This is a genomic window from Solibacillus sp. iso_87 (assembly GCF_056173085.1).
Genome location: NZ_CM149656.1, coordinates 3360001 through 3381756 on the forward strand (window position 1 = coordinate 3360001; position 21756 = coordinate 3381756).

The 21756-nt window shown below is 39.8% G+C and carries 23 protein-coding genes; 8 read left to right on the plus strand and 15 right to left on the minus strand.

Annotation, left to right across the window (positions count from 1 at the left end):
• Positions 1–126 precede the first annotated feature (126 nt).
• Positions 127–468 (plus strand): YgzB family protein, encoded by a 342-nt coding sequence (locus AC0VXV_RS17230; RefSeq protein ID WP_475529410.1) that lies wholly within the window; start codon positions 127–129, stop codon positions 466–468.
• Between the two features lie 93 nt (positions 469–561).
• On the opposite strand, the gene perR is transcribed toward AC0VXV_RS17230, so the two are convergent.
• The 3 genes from perR to bcp form a co-directional block, all read right to left on the minus strand.
• Entirely contained in the window at positions 562–1008 is a 447-nt protein-coding gene (gene perR, locus AC0VXV_RS17235) for a peroxide-responsive transcriptional repressor PerR (RefSeq protein WP_475529411.1), read from the minus strand.
• A 176-nt stretch (positions 1009–1184) separates the two neighbouring features.
• Positions 1185–2132 carry a D-2-hydroxyacid dehydrogenase gene (locus AC0VXV_RS17240; protein ID WP_475529412.1) on the minus strand — a complete coding sequence of 316 codons (948 nt, stop codon included), beginning with the start codon at positions 2130–2132 and terminating at the stop codon, positions 1185–1187.
• A 23-nt stretch (positions 2133–2155) separates the two neighbouring features.
• A complete protein-coding gene (gene bcp / locus AC0VXV_RS17245) occupies positions 2156–2623 on the minus strand; it encodes a thioredoxin-dependent thiol peroxidase (protein WP_475529413.1) in 468 nt (155 codons plus the stop codon).
• A gap of 133 nt (positions 2624–2756) precedes the next feature.
• Between bcp and AC0VXV_RS17250 the strand changes: the two genes are divergently transcribed.
• Together AC0VXV_RS17250 and AC0VXV_RS17255 are read left to right on the plus strand one after the other, a co-directional pair.
• Positions 2757–4043, plus strand: coding sequence for a glutamate-1-semialdehyde 2,1-aminomutase (locus tag AC0VXV_RS17250; protein ID WP_475529415.1), 1287 nt, complete (start codon positions 2757–2759; stop codon positions 4041–4043).
• Positions 4044–4111: 68 nt separating this feature from the next.
• On the plus strand, positions 4112–5206 hold the full coding sequence (locus AC0VXV_RS17255; RefSeq protein WP_475529416.1) for an FUSC family protein: 1095 nt from the start codon (positions 4112–4114) through the stop codon (positions 5204–5206).
• A 37-nt stretch (positions 5207–5243) separates the two neighbouring features.
• Here the strand turns inward: AC0VXV_RS17255 and nikC are convergent, their stop codons facing one another.
• From nikC to mutY, 9 genes are all read right to left on the minus strand, one after another.
• Positions 5244–6134 carry a nickel transporter permease gene (gene nikC, locus AC0VXV_RS17260; protein ID WP_079523614.1) on the minus strand — a complete coding sequence of 297 codons (891 nt, stop codon included), beginning with the start codon at positions 6132–6134 and terminating at the stop codon, positions 5244–5246.
• Positions 6135–6150: 16 nt separating this feature from the next.
• Positions 6151–7155 carry an ABC transporter permease gene (locus AC0VXV_RS17265; RefSeq protein ID WP_079523615.1) on the minus strand — a complete coding sequence of 335 codons (1005 nt, stop codon included), beginning with the start codon at positions 7153–7155 and terminating at the stop codon, positions 6151–6153.
• A gap of 84 nt (positions 7156–7239) precedes the next feature.
• Positions 7240–8883, minus strand: coding sequence for an ABC transporter substrate-binding protein (locus tag AC0VXV_RS17270; RefSeq protein WP_475529417.1), 1644 nt, complete (start codon positions 8881–8883; stop codon positions 7240–7242).
• Positions 8884–8915: 32 nt separating this feature from the next.
• Positions 8916–9893, minus strand: coding sequence for an ABC transporter ATP-binding protein (locus AC0VXV_RS17275; protein WP_475529418.1), 978 nt, complete (start codon positions 9891–9893; stop codon positions 8916–8918).
• Positions 9868–10887: an ABC transporter ATP-binding protein gene (locus AC0VXV_RS17280; protein WP_475529420.1), complete on the minus strand. Its 1020-nt coding sequence runs from the start codon at positions 10885–10887 to the stop codon at positions 9868–9870. The genes AC0VXV_RS17275 and AC0VXV_RS17280 overlap by 26 nt, the downstream gene beginning before the upstream one ends.
• Before the next feature lie 150 nt (positions 10888–11037).
• On the minus strand, positions 11038–12762 hold the full coding sequence (locus tag AC0VXV_RS17285; protein WP_475531487.1) for an ABC transporter ATP-binding protein: 1725 nt from the start codon (positions 12760–12762) through the stop codon (positions 11038–11040).
• Positions 12763–12914: 152 nt separating this feature from the next.
• The gene (gene ntdP / locus AC0VXV_RS17290; RefSeq protein ID WP_079523619.1) at positions 12915–13463 is read right to left on the minus strand and encodes a nucleoside tri-diphosphate phosphatase; all 549 of its coding nucleotides are present in this window, start codon (positions 13461–13463) and stop codon (positions 12915–12917) included.
• Positions 13464–13721: 258 nt separating this feature from the next.
• Positions 13722–14048: a hypothetical protein gene (locus tag AC0VXV_RS17295; RefSeq protein ID WP_475529421.1), complete on the minus strand. Its 327-nt coding sequence runs from the start codon at positions 14046–14048 to the stop codon at positions 13722–13724.
• Positions 14049–14091: 43 nt separating this feature from the next.
• On the minus strand, positions 14092–15150 hold the full coding sequence (gene mutY / locus AC0VXV_RS17300; RefSeq protein WP_475529422.1) for an A/G-specific adenine glycosylase: 1059 nt from the start codon (positions 15148–15150) through the stop codon (positions 14092–14094).
• Between the two features lie 114 nt (positions 15151–15264).
• On the opposite strand from mutY, the gene AC0VXV_RS17305 reads away from it, so the two are divergent.
• Entirely contained in the window at positions 15265–16254 is a 990-nt protein-coding gene (locus AC0VXV_RS17305) for a metal-dependent hydrolase (protein ID WP_475529423.1), read from the plus strand.
• 82 nt (positions 16255–16336) lie between these two features.
• Here the strand turns inward: AC0VXV_RS17305 and AC0VXV_RS17310 are convergent, their stop codons facing one another.
• Genes AC0VXV_RS17310 through recX form a run of 3 tightly spaced genes read right to left on the minus strand, consistent with a single transcriptional unit; the run spans position 16337 to position 17745 of the window.
• On the minus strand, positions 16337–16606 hold the full coding sequence (locus tag AC0VXV_RS17310; RefSeq protein WP_475529424.1) for a YfhJ family protein: 270 nt from the start codon (positions 16604–16606) through the stop codon (positions 16337–16339).
• A 1-nt stretch (position 16607) separates the two neighbouring features.
• Complete coding sequence (locus tag AC0VXV_RS17315; protein ID WP_475529425.1) at positions 16608–16937, minus strand: YfhH family protein; 330 nt, start codon at positions 16935–16937, stop codon at positions 16608–16610.
• Positions 16930–17745: a recombination regulator RecX gene (gene recX, locus AC0VXV_RS17320; protein ID WP_475529427.1), complete on the minus strand. Its 816-nt coding sequence runs from the start codon at positions 17743–17745 to the stop codon at positions 16930–16932. The genes AC0VXV_RS17315 and recX overlap by 8 nt, the downstream gene beginning before the upstream one ends.
• Positions 17746–17853: 108 nt before the next feature.
• Here recX and AC0VXV_RS17325 point away from each other — a divergent pair, with 108 nt between their 5' ends.
• The 4 genes from AC0VXV_RS17325 (at position 17854) to AC0VXV_RS17340 (ending at position 21598) form a co-directional block, all read left to right on the plus strand.
• Positions 17854–18753, plus strand: a complete 900-nt coding sequence (locus tag AC0VXV_RS17325) for a TIGR01777 family oxidoreductase (protein ID WP_475531488.1) — start codon at positions 17854–17856, stop codon at positions 18751–18753.
• 49 nt (positions 18754–18802) lie between these two features.
• Positions 18803–19594 carry a polysaccharide deacetylase family protein gene (locus AC0VXV_RS17330; RefSeq protein ID WP_475529428.1) on the plus strand — a complete coding sequence of 264 codons (792 nt, stop codon included), beginning with the start codon at positions 18803–18805 and terminating at the stop codon, positions 19592–19594.
• Between the two features lie 131 nt (positions 19595–19725).
• The gene (rlmD, locus tag AC0VXV_RS17335) at positions 19726–21087 is read left to right on the plus strand and encodes a 23S rRNA (uracil(1939)-C(5))-methyltransferase RlmD (RefSeq protein WP_339176656.1); all 1362 of its coding nucleotides are present in this window, start codon (positions 19726–19728) and stop codon (positions 21085–21087) included.
• Positions 21088–21202: 115 nt separating this feature from the next.
• Positions 21203–21598: a VOC family protein gene (locus tag AC0VXV_RS17340; RefSeq protein ID WP_475529429.1), complete on the plus strand. Its 396-nt coding sequence runs from the start codon at positions 21203–21205 to the stop codon at positions 21596–21598.
• Positions 21599–21756: the final 158 nt, after the last annotated feature.

Consider the following 21756-nt stretch of genomic DNA (forward strand, 5'->3'; position numbering starts at 1 on the left):
AAAACCCTTCATTTAAACATTTTTAAATAGTATTAAAAGATATATACAAGCCGCCTAATTCTTTCCTGTCTACTAATTTATATCCAATTTATGTTATAGTATATTTTAGATTAGGAGGCAATTGAAATGAAAAAATATAATAGTAAAATTAATAAGATCCGCTCTTTTGCATTATCCCTTATTTTCATCGGCTTCGTTATTATGTATGGTGCAATCTTTTTCAAAAATAATCAAATACTTGTATTAATCTTCATGACAATTGGACTTCTTTGTATCATCGGCAGTACAGCTGTATACGGCTGGATAGGATTGCTGTCTACAAAGGCTGTGCAAGTCGTCTGTCCGGAATGCGGGAAATGGACAAAGGTTTTAGGTCGCGTGGATATTTGCATGTATTGCAATGAACCGCTAACTTTAGATCCTGCATTGGAAGGAAAAGAATTCAAACAAGAGTACAATAAAAATTAAATGTTCAACAGGGCTGGGGTAAAGGTGATCAAACTTTTGCTTCAGTTTTTTATATAAAAAAAACCCAGCAACAACCGTTACTAGGTTAAATTATTATTTAACTTTTGTTGCACCGACTGCTACACAGTCAGGACATGTACCATAGACTTCTAAACGGTGCGAATTAACTTGAAAGCCTGTTACTTGCGAAGCAAATTGCTCCACTTCATTTAATCCGGGATAGTGGAAGTCTACAATTTTACCGCAGCCATCACAAATCATGTGATAATGGTCGCCTGTTACGAAATCGAAACGACTTGCTGCATCCCCATAAGTAAGCTCTTTTACTAAACCTACTTCACGAAAGACACGTAAATTATTATAAACTGTTGCTACACTCATATTAGGAAACTTATCGCAAAGCGCCTTGTATATATCATCAGCTGTTGGGTGAATCATACTTTGAATTAAATATTCCAAAATCGCATGACGCTGAGGAGTAATTCGTACACCAGTAGTCTTTAACGTGTCCAGCGCATCCTTTAAATGCAATTCAGACATCGTCATGCACCCCTTTTCATACATATTATTAATTTGTAATCGTTATAATTAGTGTAGCGAATTTGTCCATGCGTTGTCAACAATTGCTTATTCCAATTGAATTAAAAGTGTTTGGTAAAAAAGCTAATTGAAAATGAAAGCGATTAAAGGCGTATTCTTTCATATAGCATTCTCAATTAGTAACCTCTAAGAATATCCATCTTATTTTCTAAATCACGTTCCCCATTGAGCCATTTTTCCAGACTTGGCTTGAAAATGTCCAGACTGCGTTCTAAATAACGTGATGAATGACTTGAAAAGTGTGGTGAAAGTGTAACATTATTCAAGTCCCATAGCGGGCTGTCTGCCGGTAATGGCTCGATCTCATAGACGTCCAATACAGCGTGCTCTATTAGCTCGTCTTGTAAAACGCCAACAAGAGTATCCGTTTCTACTAAGTCTCCACGCCCAAAATTCATAAAGATGGCCGAACTCTTCATTAGTTCAAAATGCTCTCGAGTCAGCATATGCTTCGTTTCCCTAGTAGATGGCAACATTGAGAGAACAATATCCGCTTTCGGTAACTGCTCTTTTAAATCCTCGAGCTTATATGTCTCATTCATATACGGCGCTTCGTTGCCTGAGCGATTGCAGCCAATTGTATGAACATCAAATGCCTGCAAAATACGTCCTACTTCTCCGCCGATTGCACCCGGACCGATAATCAATGCTGTACTTCCGTTTAACTCTGTCGGACGCGCCTTTTTATTCCATTCTTTCTTCTGTTGTTGCTCATAAATAAACGGCAATACACGTTTCAATGATAAAATATGAGCTAAAATCGATTCAGTCATCGGCTTCTTATGTATACCGCGCACATTCGAAACGAGCATATTACGTTTCGCGATCGCTTCTGCCGGCATCTTCTCGATTCCTGCAGATGCAACGAAAATCCATTGCAATTTGTCTGCATGCTGTAAATGCTCTTCCTTTAAATCTTCCCCATAGGTTACTAAAACATTTGTTTGAGCAAGTTTCTCCACATCCAGTTTCTTATCAAATAAAAAATCTACTTGAGGAAACTGTGCCAAAAGCGGCTGTTTTAAATCTTCGCGTGGTTCAAATGTAAAATAAATCGTTACCATTGTAATTCCCCTTTGCGCACATATTAATTCGTGCGATTTTTTAAATAGTTTAACACATCTTCAATATGATTTTTTACCCGTACTTTACGCCACTCTCTTTCAACGATTCCCTCTTCATTAATTAAAAACGTTGTACGTTCAATACCCATATACTCTTTCCCGAAGTTTTTCTTCAATGTCCAAACACCATATTTCTCCGCAACTTCATGATTCTCATCTACCAATAATGAAAATGGCAGTCCATGCTTTTCAATAAACTTTGTATGTTTTGCTGCATCATCCAAACTCACACCTAAAATTACAGCATTCAAATCTGAAAAATCTTCATATTTATCGCGGAAGTCGCAAGCCTGTGTTGTACAGCCCGGTGTTAAATCTTTCGGGTAAAAATAGAGAATAACGTTTTTGCCTTTAAACTCTTCCAGCGAAACCATTTCTCCCTTCTCGTTTTGCAAATTGAATGATGGTGCTTGTAAATTTTCTAATGTCATGTCCATTCCTCCAAAATTTTCTTCTATGATACAAAACAATGCCCGATGCTTCAATTTCTTTGGCGTTCCCTTTCATTACATACTACAATAGATATGAAATCATTTCATGTAACCTATTTTGGAGGAATAAATTATGAATCATACTAAATCTGAACAGCTTCATGCAGAAGCACTCGAACATATTGTTGGCGGGGTAAACAGTCCATCCCGTTCTTATAAAGCAGTAGGCGGTGGCGCACCTGTTGTCATGGTCCGCGGTAAAGGAGCATACTTTTGGGATGTGGACGGTAATCGTTACATCGATTATTTAGCAGCCTATGGACCGATCGTTACAGGGCATGGTCATCCGCATATTGCAAAAGCCATCGCACACGCAGCAGAAACTGGTGTATTATTCGGTACACCGACAGAGCATGAAATTAAATTCGCCAAAATGTTAAAAGAAGCTATCCCTACATTGGATAAAGTACGTTTTAACAACTCCGGCACAGAAGCCGTGATGACATGTGTACGTGTGGCACGCGCATTTACAGGCCGTACAAAGATCATTAAATTCGCAGGCTGCTATCACGGTCACTTCGACCAAGTACTTGTTGCCGCTGGATCAGGTCCAGCAACATTAGGTTCACCTGACTCTGCCGGAGTTCCTCATGCTGTCGCAACAGAAGTAATTACCGTTCCTTTCAATAATAAGGAAGAATTTACATTAGCAATGGAAAAATGGGGTAATGATATTGCGGGGATTTTAATCGAGCCAATCGTCGGCAACTTCGGAATTGTAGAACCACATAAAGGATTTTTGGAACATGTACATGCATTGGCAAAAGAGTATGGTGCATTAACAATCCACGATGAAGTCATCACAGCTTTCCGTTTCCACTACGGTGCAGCTCATACAATGCTTGGCTTAACTCCGGACTTAGTCGCAATGGGGAAAGTAATCGGAGGCGGTCTGCCAATCGGTGCATACGGTGGTCGTAAAGAAGTTATGGAAACAGTCGCTCCACTTGGCCCTGCATATCAGGCTGGTACTATGGCAGGAAACCCTGCAAGTATGCAAGCAGGTATTGCATGTCTTGAAGTGTTGCAGCAACCGGGGATTTATGAAGAAATGGATCGCTTTGGCGCTCTTCTTGAAGAAGGTATTTTAGCTGCTGCCCAAAAACATAACGTGACGATTACATTAAACCGCTTAAAAGGCGCATTCGCTATTTACTTTACTGATGTAAAAGTGGAAAACTATGAGCAAGCGGAAAATACGGACGGTGAAAAGTTCGGTCGCTTCTTTAAATTAATGTTATCTCAAGGCATCAACTTAGCCCCTTCAAAATATGAAGCATGGTTCTTAACGACAGAACATACAGAAGCAGACGTAGAAGAAACGTTAAAAGCAGTGGATTACGCATTTTCTCAATTATAATAACAACTGCCGCTATACTTTTATAGCGGCTTCTCTCCATTGACTCCCTCAGAAAGGAGGAAAAGAATATGAAATTAGGTGCACGCGTTTTAAAAACGGGTGTTGCAATCGTTTTCGCCTTATTTTTAGCTCAAATACTGAATGTACCTTCACCTGTGTTTGCTGCAATTGCTGCTGTATTCGCAATCCAGCCTTCTATTTACCGCTCTTATCTTACAATTTTAGAGCAAATACAGGGTAATATTATTGGCGCTTCCGTTGCTGTCCTGTTCGGTCTCATCTTCGGACATCATATAGTGGCTGTCGGTATTGCCGCTATTGTCGTCCTTGGAATTATGATGAAGCTAAAGCTCGAAAAATCCATTTCACTGGCACTCGTAACGATGATTGCCATTATGGAAGTACCGGGCGATGATTTTCTAATGTTTGGTTTAATCCGATTTAGTACTGTGATGCTGGGTGTATTTGCTGCTTTCGTTGTCAATATGTTATTTGTACCGCCTAAATACGAAATAAAATTATTTAAAATGATTAACTCTGTCCAGGACGATATCATTCGCTGGACACGTTTAGCCGTTCGCCAGGCTAGTGAACATACTTCAACGAAAATGGCTGTAAGTAAATTGCAGTCCCGACTAAATGAAATTGATACAATGTACGGTTTTTTCAAAGAAGAGCGCAGCTATTTCAAAAACCGGAAGTATGTGAAAGCCCGAAAACTCGTTATTTACCGCCAAATGTTATTAACATCGAAAAAAAGCTATGAGTTGCTCGTTCGTCTGCACAAACATGAAAATGAGCTTGGGAAATTACCAAGTAAATTTCAAGTAATTATTCAAGAACGTTTAGACTTCCTGTTGACCTATCATGAACAACTGTTATTGAAATATACAGGGAAGCTTAGGCCGGAACATTCAAAATGGACACGGCACGAAGAATATCTGCAGGGAAGTGAGCTAATGGAGCAGTTTATCAAACAGATTGCCCTTGCTCAGGAAGAGGCGGCAGAAGATGAGCAGTTTTCAAGCTACCACCTGCTTTATATTTTATCGCGTATATTAGATTACGAAGAAAACTTGGAGCATCTGGATACGTTGATCGTTTCCTATCGCAGCTTCCACAGTGAAGAAAAAAACCTCGATCTGGAATCAGAGTTCTACTAAATAAAAAGAAGGTGTGCATTTTTCGCACACCTTCTTTTTAACTTTTCATCTTCGGATCAAGTGCATCCCGCAATCCGTCTCCCATAAGGTTAAAGCCAATTACCGTCAACATAATTGCAAGTCCCGGGAAAATCATTGCCCATGGTGCGTTTAGTAAAAACATCCGCGCATCTGCAAGCATTTTCCCCCACTCCGGCTGAGGCGCTTCTGCACCAAGTCCTAAAAATCCTAGTGCCGCCGCTTCGATAATCGCTGTCGCAATCGCCAGTGTCCCCTGTACGATTACCGGGGTCATCGAGTTCGGCAAAATATGCTTCCATAATATCCGGGAGTTTTTCATGCCGATTGCTTTTGCAGCATGAATATACTCTTCTTCTTTAATGCTCAGCACCCGCGACCGGATCAGTCGGCCGAAGTTCGGTATATTAATAACCGCAATCGCAATTAATGCGTTTTGCAATGATGGTCCTAAAATCGATACAATTGCAATCGCCAATAAAATACTTGGAAACGCAAGCATAATATCAAAGATTCGTGAAATAATCGTATCAACCCAACGACCATAGTAGCCTGCAATAATCCCTAAAAAACTGCCTGCAACTGCAGAGATTAACACTGCCGATAAACCAACCGTCAACGAGATGCGGGCCCCATGTAAAATTCGCGAAAATATATCGCGACCTAGATCATCTGTTCCAAACCAGAAATCAGCAGATGGAGGCTGCAGACGCATACTTAAATTTTGCTCATTTATACCTTGTGGTGCAAATAAAGGGCCGAATATTGCCAGAAGCACAAAGAATAACACAATTGCACTGCCGAACAGCGCAGACTTACTTTTCTTGAAATTCGTCCACGCCTCTTGCCACGGTCCCTTTACTCGTTCTTCTTCAATTCGCTGAACTTGATTTTGTATAATTTCAGCCATGCTATGCGCCTCCTCTCTAGTTGTATTTAATGCGTGAATCAATCACTGTATATAAAAGGTCAACAATCAGGTTAATCATTACGAATAAAAAGGCAACGATTAAAATACCCGACTGGATAACAGGATAATCACGGAATCCTATCGCTTCGTATATATAGCGCCCAATTCCCGGCCAACTAAATATCGTTTCCGTTAAGATGGCACCACCTAAAAGCATACCCGTTTGTAAACCGACTACTGTCAAAACAGGAATCAGCGCATTTTTCAATGCATGCTTATAAACAACAACGAACATTTTTTGACCTTTTGCCCGAGCTGTACGAACAAAATCCGAACGCATTACTTCCAACATAGAGGCTCTTGTCATACGTGCAATGATCGCCGTTGGAATCGTTGCAAGTGCAATGCCAGGTAATAATAAGTGCTTTAACACAACAATAAATTGATCAAACCGGCCTTGCCATAATGTATCAATTAAGTAAAAATGAGTAATTGCCATAACCGGATCCCGTACTTCTTCCCGTCCCGATGTCGGCAACCAGCCCAGTTGAATACCGAATGCCCATTGCTCCATTAAACCTAACCAGAAAATCGGCATCGAAACACCGATTAAAGCAATTACCATCGCTAAGTAATCAAACCATGAATTTTGAAACCATGCCGAAACAATCCCTGCATTTACCCCCACAATAATCGCAATAATCATCGCGAAAAATGCCAGTTCAAATGTAGCTGCTAAATAAGGCCACATTTCAGAAGAAATCGGCTGCCTCGTTCTTAATGACTCCCCCAAATCTCCCGTTACAATTCCTTTTAAGTAATCGAAATATTGAACATACCACGGATTATCTAGGCCAAGTTTCAGGCGAAGTGCCGCGATTGCATCTGCAGTAGCCTGCTGTCCTAAAATGACTTGTGCTGGATCACCGGGAATGGCACGAATAATTAGAAATACTAAAAAGGTCATCCCAAGTAATACAGGTATTAAATGCAGTAGACGTTTGCCAATGTAGTGAAGCATGCTCTTCACCCCTTTTATGAATGTATGTTTCTACTAGTTGAAAAAAAGGAGAGGAATATTCCTCCCCTTTCACTTAACTTTCTGTTACTCCATTGAAACGTTATGCAATTTATCAGAGCCTGTTGGGTGTGGCAGGAACCCATTCACACCTGCTTTTGCTGCAAGTAATGGTGTAGAGTGTGCAAGCGGGACCCATGGAGCATCGTCATGAATGATTTCCTGTGCTTTTTTGTATAATTCATTTCGCACATTTTCATCTGTTTCAGACTGCGCCTGAATTAATAAACTATGAACTTCTTCATTAGTATAGTACGCATAGTTATTTGAACCGATATTGTCTTTGTCTAATAATGTGTAGATGAAGTTGTCAGCATCCCCATTATCACCAGTCCAGCCAAGCATGAATGCATCTGCTTCACCGTTTTTCGCTTTTTCTAAATATGTTGCCCATTCAAATGTTACGATTTTCGATGGGATACCAACATCTTCTAAGTTTTTCTGAATAACTTCCGCCACTTTTGCTCCGTCCGGCATATATGGACGAGGTACTGGCATTGCCCATAACTCAATTTCTTTTCCGTCATAACCAGCTTCAGCTAATAAAGATTTCGCTTTTTCAGGATCATACGGATATGGAGAAATTGCATCATTGTATCCGCTAATTGATGGTGGCATCGGGTTTGCCGCCACTTCTGCACGTCCTTCAAAGAACGCATCAACAATCGCCTGTTTATCGATTGCATAGTTCACTGCTTGACGTACCAATTTGTTATCAAACGGTGCGCGTGTATTCGTTAAACCTAAATAACCAATGTTCATTGATGGACGTTCAATCAGTTGTAAAGTAGAATCACCTTCTACTGTTTTACCGTCTGAAGGGTTAATACCATCAGCCAGATCGATATTGCCTGCCATTAATTCATTTAAACGAGCAGAGTTATCCGGAATTGAACGGAAGATAACTTTATCTAATTTCGGTAAACCTTCTTGCCAGTAATCTTCAAACTTCTCAATCGTAATTGAGTCATTACGTTTCCATTCTGTAAATTTAAATGGACCTGTACCTACAGGGTTATCGCCGAATTTATCGCCTGCTGCTTCAAATGCAGTTGGTGAACCAATTCCGAACGGGCTCATTGCCAAGTTTTTAAGGAATGGTGCCTGCGGACGAGAAAGTGTGAATACAACTGTGTAATCTCCTTCTGCCGTTACATCTTTAATAATATCTTCGCCTTCTGCTTTAAACATAGAGTTGAAATAGTAGAAATCTTCCTCTTTTCCACCTTTCCAGCGATTGATATTTTTAATAACCGCTTCTGCATTGAAGTCTGTGCCGTCGTGGAATTTTACACCTTCTTGAAGCTGGAATGTGTAAGTCAAACCGTCTTCACTTACTTCCCATTCTTTCGCTAGTCCAGGGTTGATCGTTGTATCTTGCTCCCCGAAGTTTAGTAATGTTTCAAATAGGTTTTGTGTTACTTTGAATGATTCGCCATCTGTTACGATACCTGGATCAAGTGAAACAGAATCTGCTCCACGACCAAATACTAAAACTTGAGGTGTTGAAGAACTTGAATTGTCTGTCGTACTGCTGTCTGTATTTGTACTTGAATCATTGCTTGTTTCTGATGATGACGTTTCTGCATCGTCAGCACCACAAGCAGCTAAAAATAACGACATTATTAATAGCATCATAAGACTTACTAAATACAATTTACCTTTCCTCAATAAAAAAACCCCCTAGACTTTTTAATCTATTATCATTGTGGCGTTTCATATAAATGACACGCAACAGAATGACCTGGTTTAACTTGCTGGAGCATCGGAATTACTTGTTTGCACTTTTCCATCGCAAAAGGACAGCGGGTATGGAATGTGCATCCTGTCGGTGGGTTTGACGGGCTCGGTATATCGCCTTTCAGCAATAGCTGCTCCCGCTCAAACTGCGGATCCGGAATTGGTACAGCCGATAATAGCGCTTGTGTATATGGATGTAATGGCTCATGATATAGCGATTCGCTTTCCGCAATTTCAACAAGTCTGCCTAAGTACATCACGCCTACCCGGTCACTAATATGTCGCACAACCCCTAAATCGTGGGCAATAAATATATATGTCAGTTTCAAATCTTCCTGCAATCGCTGCATTAAATTTAAAACTTGTGCTTGAATGGATACGTCCAGTGCAGATACCGGTTCATCTGCAATAATCAGTTTGGGATTTGTCATTAAGGCTCTGGCGATACCGATCCGCTGTCTTTGTCCGCCGCTAAATTGGTGAGGATAGCGCTTCGCATGATAGGAGCTTAAACCGACGATTTCCAAGTATTCATGGACTTTCTTTTTGCGTTCCTTCCCATTCCCAATCCCGTGGACAATTAACGGTTCCTCTAAAATTTTTTCTACCGTATGTCTTGGATTTAATGAAGCATACGGATCCTGAAATACCATTTGAATCTCTCGTCGAACTTTTCGCATTTGTTCGCTGTTTAACTTTGTGAGCTCTACGCCGTCAAATGTCACCTGGCCTTCTGTCGGTTCATGCAAACGCATAATCGCCCGGCCCGTAGTAGATTTCCCGCAACCGGATTCTCCGACAATGCCTAATGTTTCACCTTCATAAAGCTCAAACGATACGTCATCAACAGCCTTCACATCACCGACATGACGTGCAAACATCCCATGCCGGATCGGGAAATACTTTTTTAGATTGTCAACTTTCAGCAGCACTTTCGACATGTGTAACTCCCCCTTCTTTCATATCCAATAAGAAGCATCTTGCTTTATGTGTACCTGATGATTCATATAGCGGAGGATTATTTGTTAAACAACGATCGAATGCATATTCACAACGTGCTGCAAAACGGCAGCCTCCCAAAATCGAACCTGGTTTCGGAACATTCCCAGGAATCGAATAAAGTGTATCCTTTTTATAACGCATATCCGGTACTGACTGGATAAGCCCTTTCGTATAAGGATGCTGCGGGTTTCTAAATATTTCATTTACCGGCGCTTCTTCTACGATCTGCCCTGCATACATAACAATGACACGCTCACAAGTTTCCGCAACTACACCTAAATCATGTGTAATGAGTAAAACCGCAGTGTTCAGCCGTTCATTTAAATCCCGCATTAGCTTTAAAATTTGGGCTTGGATTGTTACATCGAGAGCTGTTGTCGGTTCATCGGCAATAAGCACTTTCGGATTACATACAAGAGCCATTGCAATCATTACACGTTGCCGCATTCCCCCCGACAGCTGATGTGGATAGTCTTTAAGCAACTGTTCCGCGCGCGGTAAACCGACCAGCTTCATAATTTCCACCGCCCGGGCACTCGCTTCTTTTTTCGACCATTTCGGATGGTGGATTCGAATCGCTTCGATCAATTGATTCCCGATCGTAAACAACGGATTCAACGAAGTCATCGGCTCCTGAAAAATCATCGCAATTTCATTTCCTCGGATTTTGCGCATTTGCTTATCTGATAGCTTCGAAATATCTTGCCCTTTCAATAAAATTTCTCCATTTGTTATTTTTCCGGGAGGACTCGGTACAAGCCCCATAATAGAGAGGGAAGTAACACTTTTACCACAGCCGGACTCCCCTACGATGGCGAGAATTTCCCCTTCATGAATTGAAAAGCTTATTCGATCGACAGCTGCAACCTTCCCACTGTCTGAAAAAAATGTCGTTTCTAACTCTCTCACTTCAAGCACAGCTTTTCGACTCATTTAACCACCTCATTTTCTGAAGATTAAAAGTATTTGAAAATATGATATTATAACATCTAGTAATTTACAACATTATCGTAAAAAAATGTAATTTTATATATACATAAAAAAAGTGACCATGCTGATTTATTTCAACATAGTCACTTAAATTTAATCTAATTTTTGTACTTGGAATAAGTTATAATATGCTCCTTGTTGCTCCATTAGTCGTTGATGTGTGCCGGATTCTACAACTTCTCCGTGTTCAATAACGAAAATGTTGTCCGCATGAGTAATTGTAGACAGGCGGTGAGCAATAATGATCGTGGTCCGTTCATGCGCTAAACGGTCGAGCGAGTCTTGAATTAGAGCTTCACTTTCCAGATCGAGTGCAGAAGTCGCCTCATCCAATACTAGAATTGGCGGATTTTTTAGAAATACTCGTGCAATTGCTACACGCTGCTTCTGCCCGCCTGAAAGTTTAACACCACGTTCTCCTACTTTCGTGTCATACCCTTCCGGTAATCCCATAATAAAGTCATGGGCATTCGCAGCTTTGGCAGCAGCAACGATTTCCTCGTCTGTCGCATGCGGATTTCCCATTAAAATATTCTGTTTCACTGAATCACTAAACAAAATATTATCCTGCAATACTATCCCGATTTGCGAGCGTAATGATTCAATCGTAACATCTTTAACGTTTTGATCATCAATTTTTAACGCTCCCTCCGTAACATCATAGAAGCGCGGAATTAAGCTGACGATTGTCGATTTCCCCCCGCCGCTCATACCTACAAAAGCGACAGTTTGTCCAGGTTCAATCGTGAAATCAACTTCATTTAAAATTGTGTTTCCACCTTTATCATACTTGAATGTAACTCGATCAAATTGAAGCTTCCCTTTTGCTGCGGGTAACACCATCGCGTTAGCCTTGTTTTGAACTTCATATTTCTCATCCATTAGTTCAAACATTCGGTCCATTGAGGCAATTGACTGAGTCAATGTTGTCGACGAACTCACTAATCGGCGAAGCGGTCCATACAAGCGTTCAATATAAGCATAGAATGCAACAAGTACACCAATGGAAAGATCACCTTGTAAATATTGATAACCTGCATACCCAATCACGATGAGCGGCGCCATATCCGTAATGGTATTAACGACAGCAAAAGATTTTGCATTCCAGCGTGAATGGTCCAGCGCTTTATTAAGGAACTCTCCATTCGTTTCATCGAAAATCTCCTGCTCGTGCTTTTCCAATGTAAAACTTTTAATAATGCTCATACCGGCAACACGCTCATGTAAATAACTTTGAACGCCTGCCAAAGCCTGTGACCGTTCCTTCGTTAAACTGCGAAGTCTTCCGAAGAAATACTTTACACTAAATGCGTAAAACGGCAGTGCAATAAGCGACACAAGCGTCAACTTTACATCCATTGCAAACATAACACCGATTACGATTAAAATGGTCGCCAAATCGAGCCATAAGTTCATCAATCCGGTCATAACAAAGTTTTTCGTCTGCTCAACATCATTGATGACTCGTGAAATTACTTCTCCAGCGCGGGTATTCGCATAATACTTTAAGCTTAACTTTTGTAAGTGGCCATACAATTCTTTACGTATATCAAACAAAATATTATTACTCAGGTTTTGCGCAAAGTATTGGCGGTAATATTCGATTGGTGGTCGAATAACAAAAAACAATACAAGTGCAATTCCGATCCATGTAAATAATTGGTTTGTTTTTTCTTCTGTAGACATACCATCATTTAATAATATATCATCGATAATTATTTGCAGGAGCCACGGTAAAAATAGCGGGATTGCAAACTTAAGTATGCCGATTACGATTGTTAAGAATAAAAGCAGTTTATACGGCTTGACGAACCGCATATAACGTTTAATACTATCCAATGCAAAAAACACTTCCCCTCAGAAATTTTGCAACAGCAATTATCATATCATAATTCCCCATTAAACATTTACACATGTACTTTACCCAAAAGAAAAACACAAGCAACCTGAAAAAGCTGCTTGTGTCTTATCTACTCTTTATTTGCCTCAATTTCACTTAATAAGATATACCGATTTGTCCAAGACTCTATGAAGTCCGGAGCGAATGGTCCACGGCGTTGTTCAATCCAGCTTACCAATGTTTTAACATTCCGCTGTAAAATTTTATCTATGACTTCGGGGTAGTTCATTTCCAATCTGTGCTGCTCATATTCATCTTCATCCAATAATGCATGACTCATATCAGGAAACACTTTTACGTCCAAATCATAGTCAATATATTTTAAGCAGTTGTTATCAAACACAAACGGTGAACTGATGTTGCAATAGTAATACACCCCGTCATCTCGCAACATACAAATAATATTGAACCAATGCTCTGCATGAAAGTAACAAATCGAGGGCTCACGTGTCAGCCAGGTGCGACCATCTGATTCAGTAACAAGCGTTTTTTCATTTGCACCGATAATAATATTTTTTGTTGCTTTTAATACCATCGTTTCTTGCCAGACACGGTGGATATTACCATTGTGCTTATAACTATGTATTTGGATTTTTTCTCCTTCAACCGGTAATGCCATCATAAAGCCCACCTTTTCGTCTTAGCTAAAAATTCTAGCAGTCTTTATTGTATTATAACAATGCTTTGGCAAAACTTGTAGTTCGAATGCAATTATTTTCAATTTTGCGTGAAAATTACTGCGAATCCTTAATAGTTGCACATATTAAAATAAAGTATCAATAAGTTTAGCTTATTTTATGATTTCCCCGCTAATTCTTTTTAAAACAAAAAAGATGCTTTGAAAGTTTGCACTTTCAGAACATCTCTCTGCACTTCATTAGAAGTTGTTGTTGTTACGCTTCGCGAATTGTGCGTTACGCTGCTCTTGTTCGCGTTGCTGTTTTTGGTTTTGTTGTTGAACTTCGTTGAAGTTTTCGTCTTGACCGAATTCTTCAAGGTTGTTGTTTTGTCGGTTGTTTTGACGATTATTCTGGTTTTGGTTTTGGTTTTGGTTTTGCTTTTGCTGGTTGAACTCATTGAAGTTTAGTTCTTGTCCAAACTCTTCAAAGTTGTTCTGTTGGTTGTTGCGTTGGTTTTGGTTTTGTTGATTATTACGGTTTTGCTGATTATTACGGTTTTGGTTTTGTTCATTGCGACTCATCATTTGTCACCTCCATGACCTTTATTGTGGTCTGGTGATAAAAGAATTATGCATTGATTTTTCCCCAGATTTTTAACATCGGCACAGGCATTGGTAAATTGGCGATTTGCTCCTTCGTAAAGAAAGCCGTATTTTCCGGATTACCATTCACTTCAACTGCATCGACTAAATAGCTGTCAATATGCCATTTCAAATGAGAAAACACATGTTTGAAACTTAAAATCGGTTCTTTAAAATTGGGCTCCAAAGTTACGTTATATTGTTTTTCCACTTTGGTTAAACTATTTTCATCTGCATGTCGTTCAATCATGATAAATTGCCACATATTTGCGAGCAGACCATCTTCCGGACGCTTCTCCATTAAAAAGCGACCTTCTTTATCACGTATAATATAAACATCATATTCAATATTTTTAGTTTTCAGCTTTTTGGATTTAACCGGTAAGCTGGATGGGTCGCCTTCATGGAATGCTGTGCAATAATCACGCACTGGACATAATAAGCATTTTGGTGAAGTCGGTGTACAAATCAACGCCCCAAGCTCCATCAGTCCTTGATTAAACGCAGATGTATTTTCAGGATCAATCAGCTCCGTTACCGCCTGTTCAAAAATTTTCTTTGTTTTCGGCAAAGCGATATCTGCATCTATATTTAATACACGACTTAGTACACGCATAACATTTCCATCTACAGCATGCTCCGGCTTTCCGTAAGCAATACTTAATATTGCTCCTGCTGTATAAGGTCCAACACCCTTTAGCTTTGAAATGTCGACGCGGTTATCCGGTACTTTTCCGCCGTACACTTCGACTACTTCCCGAACACCTGCTTGTAAATTACGGACACGGGAATAATACCCTAAGCCTTCCCACATTTTAAGCAGCTCTTCTTCCGGTGAATAGGCTAAGCTTTCCGCTGTCGGGTATTTTTCTATAAAACGGTTGTAATATGGGATGACTGTATCAACTCTTGTTTGCTGCAGCATTACTTCAGACACCCATATTTGATAAGGTTCTTTCGTACGACGCCAAGGCAAATCGCGTTGTTCTTCCAAAAACCATTGCACTAAAGCCTGGCGAAATTGTTTTGTATATGGATAGTTCACATTGTCCTCCAAAAATTCGATTTTATTTCCTTCAAAAAGGGTATATTATAATGTGGATACTATTGCTAAATTTTTCCGTTCTCGAACGGTTTTAAGATCGAGGGGTTGATACATTTGGATTCAGGCACACATTTCGTCATGGGGATTGCTATTGGAGGCCTAGCACTTGTAGACCCGACTGTCGCAAGTCATTCCATGACCTTTACGGCTGTAATGGCTGGAACGATTATCGGACAACAGGCACCAGATATTGATACGGTTTTAAAACTTCGTAATAATGCGGTTTATATACGCCATCACCGAGGGATTACACATTCAATACCTGCCGTTTTATTATGGCCTCTATTAATAACAGGTGTACTCGCTCTTATTTTACCTGATGTCCATCTATTTAATGTTTGGCTATGGACACAGATCGCCGTATTTTTACATGTGTTTGTAGATATTTTCAATGCATACGGCACACAGGCATTGCGCCCGTTTTCAAAAAAGTGGGTTGCACTCGGTGTTATTAATACATTTGATCCATTTATATTTACGATGCACTGTATCGGTATTTTACTTTGGTTATTAGGGACAGAACCTGTTTTCACATTTACGGTCATGTACATCATTATTTTCTTCTATTATATTTTACGTTTTGCTCTTCAAAAGGCGGTTAAAACTGCTGTCCATCATGAACTGCAGGACGAAGAATTTGTAATTGTTGCTCCGACAATGCGCTTTTTTCATTGGAAAGTTGCTGCTAAATCCAAAACGCACTTTTATGTTGGCCGTGCCTATCGCAGATCCGTCAATATTTACGATAAGTTCGAAATCGAGCCTATCCCAAAAACGGAGCTCGTTGAAAAAGCGATAAAAGATCCAAACTTAGATGCCTTTTTATCGTTTTCACCACTTTACCGGTGGGAAATTTCAGAGCTTGAAAGCGGTGTAACAGAACTGCGTTTAATCGATTTACGCTACCGCAGTAACGATCGCTATCCTTTCGTTGCAGTCGCCCATTTAGATGACGAGCTTAACATTGTCAATTCTTATACCGGCTGGATTTTCACAGAAGAAAAATTACAGAAACGACTGCAAATAGGAGCCGGTAATGACTAAATAAGAAGACGGAAAACCACCAGCCCCAACTGGTGGTTTTGTGTTGCAATCAGCATTGAAGCTACACAATTGCTGAATGGTTTTAATTCAACGTGTCATCACTGTCATTTAATAAGTGAGCATATTTCGGATTTTGTGCCGCAAATAAATGAAGCTTATCCCCATAACTTTCAATTAACTGGCTCACTAATTTAGCCGTATATTCCGAACCACGATAATCTGCACCGGCTTTGGCAGATGTCGATTCGAAATCACTGCATAATAATTCCACCCATGTACGAGCACGACCTGCCGGTAATTTAGGATTTTTCGCTAATAATTGTTCCGTTAATCTTTGATATAATTCTTCCATGCTACTTCCCTTCTTTCATTGGACGTAATATAGAAACTGGTAATGCTTCTTCAAAACGTTCCGATCCTAATCGGTGTCCCCATGCAAAGCGGCCTTTTAAATAATCTACTTGGAAAAACTCACCTGGCGATCCGTTCAGACGATAGATTTCTCCAGGAATAATTGTTGAAAGATCAACTAAATACGCCTCTGCCATCAATGCTTTACGCTCATATACAGCATACTCATTTACAATTCCCAATTGTTCTGCTTTTCTTGAACGTTCACGTAAATTTGCAATTTCCTGACGTAATTCCTGTTCAGACATTGAACTATATGTTATTTCATTCATTATGTTGTTGCTCCTTCTGTTCGATATATTCATTAATTTTCTCTAGTGGAAAGCCCTTTTGATAAAGTGCCTGTTTAACTTTTTGCCGAAGTTCAGACCCTGTTAATTTGGATGCATATTTGCGCCAGATTTTATCACCTTGAGCCTCTATTAACTCGGACCATTCATCTTCATCACGGTCTAATGTAATCTGGTCGAGTATTTCTTTAACAATCTCATAGGAATAGCCTTTACGCAACAGCACATCCTGAATTTTCTGCTTCACTTGTGTCGGCGTTTTGTTTGTATTGGAACGCACTGCTTTTTCCGCTAATTCCATTGCAAGCTTTAACTGTTCATCATGTTCAAATGTTGCCAATACTTTCTGTTGCAAATTTTTATCAATTCCTTTTTGCATTAGGTCTTGGCGAATTGCAGCCGGTCCTTTTTTTGTCGTACGCTTTCTCGTTTCAAGCAGTGCTTTTGAATAACTTTCATCATTTAAAAGGCCTAAGCCCGTTAACTTATGAATGGCTTCCTGTACAACTGCCTCCCCATGCCCTGCTTTCAGGAGTTTAGTTTTCACTTCATGTTCACTGCGCATTTGGAAGCTTAAAAAGTTAAGCGCTTTGTTAAACGCTTTTGCAATTTCATCTTCATATTGTATTTCATCTATTTCCATCTGCTCAAGTACTTTGCCTTTTTGCAGACCAAACTTAATAAGTGTGCCTTCATCAACGGCAAAAGCATATTTTTCGTTCAAGTATATATTGTAGCGCTCTTGATTGTTTTTTTGACGACCAATTTTTGTAATGATTTGAACTTGCACCGTGTACACCTCACAATAACAATGTACATTCTAGTATACATCTTTTTACTTATAGTTTCATGGAACGGTATACTAATAGGAACAAAAGAAATAAAGGCGGTGTTTGTTATAAAAGTTGCAATTGCAGGCGGTACAGGAATGGTTGGCAGGAGATTGAGTAAGCTATTACTTGAACAAGGTCACGAAGTCATAATTTTGACGCGGGGAGAGCAGCAAACTGAAAATAACATCCATTATGTGCAATGGTTAAACACCGAATCGACACCGGAGCATTATGTTGAAAATACGGATGCATTTGTAAATTTAGCTGGTGTCTCGCTAAATGAGGGACGATGGACAGATGAGCAAAAACAAAAAATCCTATCAAGCCGTTTGGAATCTACCGATGAAATCATCCGAATTATTCAAAACTTGAAGCACAAACCAAAAGTACTTATTAATGCGAGTGCTGTTGGTATTTATCCTGTTTCCGAAACAGCTCTTTATACGGAACAGGCAACCGAAAAGGCAACTGATTTTTTAGGAAGCGTTGTTGCCCAGTGGGAAGAAAAAGCTATACAGGCTCAACAATTAGGCATCCGCACTTGTTTTACCCGTTTTGGCGTTATTTTGGAAAAAGGCGAAGGAGCACTGCCGATGATGGTACTTCCTTATAAGCTTGGTGTTGGCGGAACAATAGGATCAGGCAGACAGTGGCTTAGCTGGATTCATGTAGAAGATGTAACGCGAGCTATTCTTTTTGCAATTGAGAACGATACATTATCTGGTCCGATTAATTTTACAACACCAAATGTAAAACGCATGAAGCAATTCGGGCATTCAATTAGCAAAGCAATGAAGCGTCCACATTGGTTCCCCGTACCAAGCATCGCTTTAAAGCTTGCTCTTGGCGAGAAGAGTATGCTCGTACTGGAAGGACAGCATGTCATACCCGAAAAATTATTAAACGCAAATTTCGAATTTAAGTTTGTTTCTGTAGAAGATGCAATTCGTGATCTATATGAATAAAACAATTCTTTTCACGCAACCTACCTTGTAAAAGGAGGTTGCTTTTTCATTGAAAAAACATATTTTAGGGATTAGCTTCGTGTTAATCGCCACATTTATTTCCTTTATATCTGTGTCTGTTGCAAAAGCCGAGGAATTTCATTGGGGCTTCAAGCCAAGCCGTAATGGTGAACCTGTTGAAATAGGAGAACCGCTTGAGTCTATGTTAAGTAAATACGGTGCCATTTATAAGGGCAATGAAGAAAAGAAAATTGTTTACTTAACATTCGACAACGGCTACGAAAATGGCTATACCGAAAGTATTTTAAATACTTTGCGTGAAGAAAAAGCTCCAGCCACTTTCTTCTTGACCGGTCATTATTTAACGAGCGCGACCGATTTAGTAAAAACGATGGTTAAAGATGGCCATATTATTGGAAATCACTCATATGGACATCCAAATATGGCGCGTTTGACCCCTGATGGAATGAAGAAGGAATGGAAACAGTTCGATGATAAATTAAATGAACTGACTGGTGTCAAACGGACTTATTATGCCCGACCGCCAGAAGGTATCTTTAATGAAGAAGTTCTGAAGGTCGGAAATGAAGCGGGCTATCGCCATATGTTCTGGTCGATCGCTTTTAAAGACTGGCTAAAAGATGAACGACGCGGCGCAAAATATGCTTATGATGCATTGATGAACCAGCTTCATCCAGGTGCCATTATTTTAATGCATACAGTAGCGCAGGATAATGCCGAAGCGTTACCGCAATTTATAAAAGATGCAAAAGCACAAGGCTACACATTCGGCTCTTTGGATGATCTGGTGCTTGAATACGAAAACATTTCCCCTTATTAGACAAGCAGCGTTCCTTTCTTTTCATTGTACTTTCCGCTATACTGTAATGATGAAGAAAAGGAAGTGACTCGCACTAATTTTTGGTGCGAGTTACTCTATTTAAAGGACGTGTAAACTTGAGTGAACTAAAAATGGAAGTCGGGCAAAAGTTCCCGTTAACAATAAAACGCCTTGGCATTAACGGTGAAGGTGTCGGTTTTTATAAACGCAATGTCGTATTCGTAAAAGGTGCGATCCCTGGAGAAGAAGTAACAGTAAAATTAACAAAAGTATCACCGAAATTTGCTGAAGCAGAAATTTTAGCAATACGTAAAGCAAGCGAATTCCGTCAAGAAGCACCTTGTCCTGTGTATTCTGAGTGTGGTGGTTGTCAATTACAGCATATGACTTATGACGCGCAGTTAATGAATAAGCGTGATATCGTTGTACAAGCATTCGAAAAATACGCTAAAGAAATCGGACAAACAGCTGAAATCCGTCCAACAATCGGAATGGATAATCCTTGGCATTACCGTAACAAATCTCAGTTCCAAGTACGTAAAGAAGGTAAGCGTGTATATGCAGGTCTATTTGCAGAAGGAACAAATCAGCTTTTAAATATTAATGACTGTCTTGTACAGCATCCTGTAACTTCTAAAATTACAGTAGCTACTCGTAAAATATTACAAAAGCTAAATATCCCGATTTATGATGGGAAAACATTAAACGGCTTAGTTCGTACAATTGTTGTTCGTACTGGTATGCGCTCTGGCGAAACACAAGTATGTCTTGTCACAACACGCCGCGAACTTCCGCATAAAGAAGAATTGATTGAACGCATTAAAAAGATTGATCCTTCAATCGTTTCTATTACACAAAACGTCAACCGCGAGAAAACATCGTTAATATTTGGTCCAGACACTTATATTTTAGATGGAAAAGACGCGATTCACGAAAAGTTGGGCGAATTTGCATTTGATTTATCAACACGTGCATTTTTCCAGCTTAACCCTGAACAAACAGTACATTTATACAATGAAATTAAAAAAGCCGCGGCACTTACAGGGAAAGAAAATGTTGTCGATGCATACTGTGGTGTTGGCACTATTGGTATGTGGCTTGCCGAAGGTGCCCGTGAAGTGCGCGGTATGGATAATGTCGATGAAGCAATTGCGGATGCGAAGTACAATGCACGTACAAACGATAACCTGCAGCATGTACGTTTCTTCCCAGGCTCTGCAGATAAATGGCTGTTCCGCTGGTCAAAAGAGGATTACCGCCCGGATGTCATTTGTGTGGATCCGCCTCGTACAGGCTTGGAGCCAGGCTTTATTAGAACTGTATTAAAAATCAAACCAAAGCGCTTTGTCTACACATCTTGTAACCCGTCAACACTAGCGCGTGATTTAAAGGAATTATCAAAGGCTTACAACGTTGAATATATTCAACCAGTCGACATGTTCCCGCAAACAGCACAGGTTGAATGTGTTGTGAAACTGACATTGAAAAAATAGTAAAATCTACCGCCTACACAAATGACTTTTGTGTAGGTTTTTCTTTTGGTGAAAACTTGCAAATATACTCCAATTGACGCAATATTAAGTTAAATATATTTTCGGAGGGATGTAATTGGGAAGAATTATTCATTTTGAAATTCATGTAGATGATATGGAACGCGCGAAAAATTTCTATCAAGCTGTTTTTGAATGGAGTTTTGAGGATTACAGTGAATATGCAGGCATGACGTATTTTGGAGCCATTACTGGCGACGATCAATATCCAGGTATTAATGGTGCTTTAATGCAGCGTCAAGGCCCTTCCCCTTCAGAAGGACAAAGTGTCAATTCTGCAGTATGTACTTTAGGCGTAAGTAATTACGATGAAACCGAAACAAAAATTTTAGCAAATGGCGGCAAAGTAGCATTGCCTAAATATGCGCTGCCAGGTATGGCTTGGCAAGGGTATTTCATTGATACCGAAAATAATATTTTTGGTCTTCACCAACCGGATCCGGAAGCAAAATAACAAGAATCGAGTTAGCGAACCGCCAACTACATTAATACAGTTCCATACTATTGGTAAGTATTTCACGAAGGTCTATCAAAATGAATATGGCCTTCGTAATTACAATTGGTTCCTCCAACTATTGAGAGCTAAATTAGTAGAGTTAGTTTTAAGATCTA

Bases quoted from the DNA above. Each gene is read 5' to 3' on its own strand.
- AC0VXV_RS17255 (WP_475529416.1), top strand. From the start codon at position 4,112: ATGAAATTAGGTGCACGCGTTTTAAAAACGGGTGTTGCAATCGTTTTC.
- AC0VXV_RS17315 (WP_475529425.1), bottom strand. From the start codon at position 16,937: ATGAATGAAATAACATATAGTTCAATGTCTGAACAGGAATTACGTCAG.
- AC0VXV_RS17230 (WP_475529410.1), top strand. From the start codon at position 127: ATGAAAAAATATAATAGTAAAATTAATAAGATCCGCTCTTTTGCATTA.
- AC0VXV_RS17310 (WP_475529424.1), bottom strand. From the start codon at position 16,606: ATGGAAGAATTATATCAAAGATTAACGGAACAATTATTAGCGAAAAAT.
- AC0VXV_RS17265 (WP_079523615.1), bottom strand. From the start codon at position 7,155: ATGCTTCACTACATTGGCAAACGTCTACTGCATTTAATACCTGTATTA.
- nikC (WP_079523614.1), bottom strand. From the start codon at position 6,134: ATGGCTGAAATTATACAAAATCAAGTTCAGCGAATTGAAGAAGAACGA.
- AC0VXV_RS17280 (WP_475529420.1), bottom strand. From the start codon at position 10,887: ATGAGTCGAAAAGCTGTGCTTGAAGTGAGAGAGTTAGAAACGACATTT.
- AC0VXV_RS17285 (WP_475531487.1), bottom strand. From the start codon at position 12,762: ATGCGGTTCGTCAAGCCGTATAAACTGCTTTTATTCTTAACAATCGTA.
- ntdP (WP_079523619.1), bottom strand. From the start codon at position 13,463: ATGGCATTACCGGTTGAAGGAGAAAAAATCCAAATACATAGTTATAAG.
- AC0VXV_RS17275 (WP_475529418.1), bottom strand. From the start codon at position 9,893: ATGTCGAAAGTGCTGCTGAAAGTTGACAATCTAAAAAAGTATTTCCCG.
- rlmD (WP_339176656.1), top strand. From the start codon at position 19,726: ATGGAAGTCGGGCAAAAGTTCCCGTTAACAATAAAACGCCTTGGCATT.
- perR (WP_475529411.1), bottom strand. From the start codon at position 1,008: ATGTCTGAATTGCATTTAAAGGATGCGCTGGACACGTTAAAGACTACT.
- AC0VXV_RS17295 (WP_475529421.1), bottom strand. From the start codon at position 14,048: ATGATGAGTCGCAATGAACAAAACCAAAACCGTAATAATCAGCAAAAC.
- AC0VXV_RS17240 (WP_475529412.1), bottom strand. From the start codon at position 2,132: ATGGTAACGATTTATTTTACATTTGAACCACGCGAAGATTTAAAACAG.
- bcp (WP_475529413.1), bottom strand. From the start codon at position 2,623: ATGACATTAGAAAATTTACAAGCACCATCATTCAATTTGCAAAACGAG.
- AC0VXV_RS17250 (WP_475529415.1), top strand. From the start codon at position 2,757: ATGAATCATACTAAATCTGAACAGCTTCATGCAGAAGCACTCGAACAT.